3 protein-coding genes are annotated in these 3,989 nt (G+C 60.7%); 2 read left to right on the forward strand and 1 reads right to left on the reverse strand.

The annotated features are described in order from the left end of the window. Positions 1-1,024, reverse strand: a 1,024-nt coding sequence (locus tag NTZ26_15785) for a peptidase S41 (GenBank protein ID MCX6561956.1), incomplete at its 3' end; no start/stop codon positions are given. Between the two features lie 242 nt (positions 1,025-1,266). On the opposite strand from NTZ26_15785, the gene NTZ26_15790 reads away from it, so the two are divergent. Further along, entirely contained in the window at positions 1,267-2,907 is a 1,641-nt protein-coding gene (locus NTZ26_15790; protein ID MCX6561957.1) for a serine hydrolase, read from the forward strand. 164 nt (positions 2,908-3,071) lie between these two features. Next, a partial coding sequence (locus tag NTZ26_15795) for a hypothetical protein (GenBank protein ID MCX6561958.1) occupies positions 3,072-3,989 on the forward strand: 918 nt, incomplete at its 3' end.

Here is a 3,989-nt window from a genome sequence, read left to right on the forward strand (position 1 = left end):
CGACTTCCTTGCCGTTGGGCGAGAGGCGCCCCTCGGTGATGCCGCCGCCGATGGGCACGGTGCGTTCCAGCACCTGGCGCCCGTCCGCGGCGATGCGGATGTCGACCTTCTTCGGCGCCGCCGCGCCGGCCTTGGTGTAGATCTCGCCGTCGTAACCGAAGCAGAGAAGCCCCGTGGCGGCCCGGGTCAGGAAGCGGACGGGGTTCTTGGCGAAGCTCGTCAACTGGGTGGAAACCGCGGGCTTGCTCAGTGAGCTTTTATAGATGTTAAAGGAGCCGCTCTGTTCGCTGAGGTAATAATAGTCGTCGCCGTTGCCGTCGAAGACGGGGTTTCGGTCCTCGCCTTTAAAGTTGGTCAGCATCCGGTTCGTCTTGGCCTTTCGGTCGTAAACCCAGATGTCCCGGGCGATGGAGGAGGTGTGGTGTTTGCGCCACTCGCTTTCGTAGCCCTTCTGGTCGTGATAGATGATCTTGTCGCCGGCCGGGCTGACCGTGGCCGCGATGGCCGGCTTGGTCAGGACCAGGGCCGCTTCGCCGCCGCCCACCGGGACGCTGTACAGCTCCGGGTACGTCGACATCGGGTATTGCACGTTGGATGCCGCATCCTGGCGGGCCGACGTGAACAGGATCGCCTTGTCATCGGCCGTGAATCCGCTGGGGAGGTCGGATGACGAGTGGAACGTCAGCCGCTTGGCTTCGCCGCCCGCGGCCGGCATGATGAACACGTCGAAGTTGCCGTAGCGGTCGGAAGCGAAGGCGACGGACTTGCCGTCGTGACTCCAGACGGGAGAGTAGTCATAAGCTTCGCTCAGGGTCAGCGGAATCGCCGGACCGCCCGCGGCCGGAACCCTGTAGATGTCGCCCTTGTAGCAGAAGAGGATCGTCTGGCCGTCCGGCGAGACAGCAGGATAGCGAAGCCAGAGGGGATTGTCCTGGGCCCGGAGCGGGATCGCCCCGGTCAGAAAAGAGGCCAGAAGCAGGGACATGACGGCGTACTTCACGGCTTGGCGGCGGGAAATCGGCATAGAGCCCTCCATAAGGTTGGAATCATCCAATTGAATAGACGCATAAAAGCGAATTTTAGTTTCCTCTTTTTCCGAATTATTCTCAAACGGCACTCGGCAACTAGGGCCGGACTGCGGGGAGAATTAACGGCCGGCCTGTCCGCTCCCGGCTCGGCTTGCCAACCCGGAGCCGCTCCCGGCCGTATCCTATTAGCGGCGGCGTCTCCTGGCGCCTCCGGGAAGGATTCATCGTGAAAAAAGCTATGATCCCCGTCATCCTCTGTCTCGCGATAGGCTCGATCACCGCCGGAAGAAGCCAGGACCTGGTCAAGAACGATGGCCTCACCGGTCCCCTCCATAAGGCCCATCTCGGCGAAGTCACGTTCATGGCTAAGCCCGTCCCCTTGGCGGACCTCGGGGAGAAGGATTTATTGAAGACGTTTGAACTGCGGGAAGCGGGGGACCTGAACATCCGTGTCTTCATGGAGAATTCGCTCATAAACTATCTCCATCGATTGGCACCCGGAAAGAGCGTCGAAGAATTAAGCGCGGCGGGCAATTATCAATTCACATTTATCGTCAACGGGACCGTGACTTATACGGAGAATCTCCCACCCGGGGCCGGCGGCATCAACGGCAAGATCACTCAAACGACTTATCGCGTCCCGTTGATGAGCACGACGGCGGAGGACTCCTGGGGCCGCTTCCTTTGGAATCGATTCCTCATGTCCGGCGGGGAGGATGCGTTCACGGCGGGGATGCACGAACTGAAAATCGAGATCCGTCCCTACATAAAAAGCCCGGATCTGAAGACGGGGGAGATCATCGCTTCCGGGCGGATCGTCTTGAAGGTCGTTAAGCCCGAAGTGGATGAGTCGAAAATCGCGCCTCAGACGATCCTTCCTGGCAGCGGCTGGCCTGTCTCGGCGGACCCCTTTGACCGGGAAAAGATCCGGGACTTGAAGCGGAAAATCGCCCAGCGTGATTTCAAGGACATTACCAGCCTTATCGTCATCAAGGACGGCAAGCTCCTGATCGAGGAATACTTTAACGGGGTGGGCCGAACGTCGCTCCACAACACCCGGTCGGTGGGGAAGTCCTTCGCCTCGGCGTTGACGGGTTTGGCTCTCCGGGACGGCTATATCAAGAACCTCGATCGGACGTTGGGCGAGTCGTACGATCTCGGCGCCTTCGCTCATCCCTCGCCGAAGAAAAGCAGCGTCACTTTGCGCGACCTCCTGACCATGAGCTCCGCGTTCGGCGGCTCCGATCAGGACATGGATTCGCCCGGCAACGAAGAAAAGATGTACCCGACCGCCGATTGGGTGAAGTTCGCGCTGGACCTGCCCATGGACGAAGCCAAAGAAAACGGGAAGCAATGGGACTATTTCACGGCCGGCGTCGTCCTTTTGGGCGACATCCTCGACAAGGTCGTCCCCGGCGGTTTGGAGCGCTACGCGGATCAAGAGCTGTTCAAGCCTTTGGGGATCACAAAATACGAGTGGCAGTACACGCCCCAAAAAGTCGTCAATACCGCGGGCGGCTTAGCCCTGACGGCCTTGGACTTGGCCAAGTTCGGGCAGCTCTATAAAAACGGCGGCTTATGGGACGGCCGGCCCGTTCTGCCCAAGTCCTGGGTCGAGGCGACTTTTCATCGTTATCTGAAGGTGCCGACCAGGGAAAACACGAGCTACGGCCTTCTCTTCTGGAACACGACCTACCGGGCGAACGGCCGGCCGAACGAAACATTTTTTGCTACGGGAAACGGCGGCAGCAAGATCTATGTCTTTACCGATCAACCCCTCGTCGTCGTCGTCACGGCGACCGCCTACGGCAAGTCCTATGCGCATCCCCAGGTCGACAAAATGATGGAGCGATACGTCCTGCCCGCGGTCGTTCGATAGCGTCCCTTCTCACGGAGGGCGCTCCGGCGGTCAAGCGCTCGGCTCGGGATTTGACATAATCCGGCGCCAAGCCCTACACTCCCGATTAAGGATGAAGAGTAATTTCTCGTCCGCCGAAGATATTGTTTTGCTCGGATAGGTCATATCGCATCCAGGGAGTCTCTATGAACAGGAATAAACGGCTCATCCAGGTCGGGCTGATCCTATTGATCGCACCCGTGATCGCGGCCAATGCGGCGGCGCAAGCCCGGCCGAACTTGTCCGTCGCGCGTATCGTCTATAACGCTGCGAAATCGCAGGCCAATCCCCAGGGCGAGCTGAAAGACAAGCTGGCCGTCATCGACAAAGCGATTGCGGAAGCGACGCGCTGGGGCCGGACCGCCGAAGTCCGCCGCCTGCTGGCCCAGGGCCAGACTCTTCTCGCCGGCCGGGAGTGGACCGACGAGCTCGATTTCTCGAATGCGCTGGTCCTGCGTGCCGATGGGGTCGTCCTGGATTCCAAACAGCCCGTCTCCATCCGCATCGAACTGATCTATGCTCCGCGCCTTCAGATAACCGGGCCGCTCACGGCCCGGGTATCCCTTCATCGTCCCCGACGCGCGGCGCTCGGCTTCCAGCCGGGGGACAAGGTCAAGGATCTTGCGACGCAGGACGGGATCAGCCGCGACCTCCTGGACGAGCCCTGCCGGATCGAGCTCGATTGGACGGGCATCGAAGACGGTGCCTATGTCGTCCAAGCGGAGCTCTTTGATCGGGACAAGTCCCTCGGCGCCGCGGCGCTGGCCGTCGATCTGCGGAGCGGATTGACCGAGAGGCTGCGGTCGATTGAAGCCGGGCTGAAAATGATCCGCGGCTTCGAGGCGCGCCGGGCCGACGTGCTCTATCCTCTCGATCGCATCCGCGATATAAATCGCGGCAAGATGGAGATCGGTGGTTTTCAGATTGCCGAGGAGCTGGCCGCCGCCGAGTCCGTCCTGGCTTCGCTCGAAGCCGGAAGAGATCCGTTTGCCGGCCGGAAGGGGGACATGGAGCGGCATTATCTCCTGGAGGGCTCGGGCGAGATCATGCCCTATCGCGTCTTC

Source organism: Candidatus Aminicenantes bacterium (assembly GCA_026393855.1).
Classification (GTDB): Bacteria; Acidobacteriota; Aminicenantia; order Aminicenantales; family UBA4085; genus UBA4085.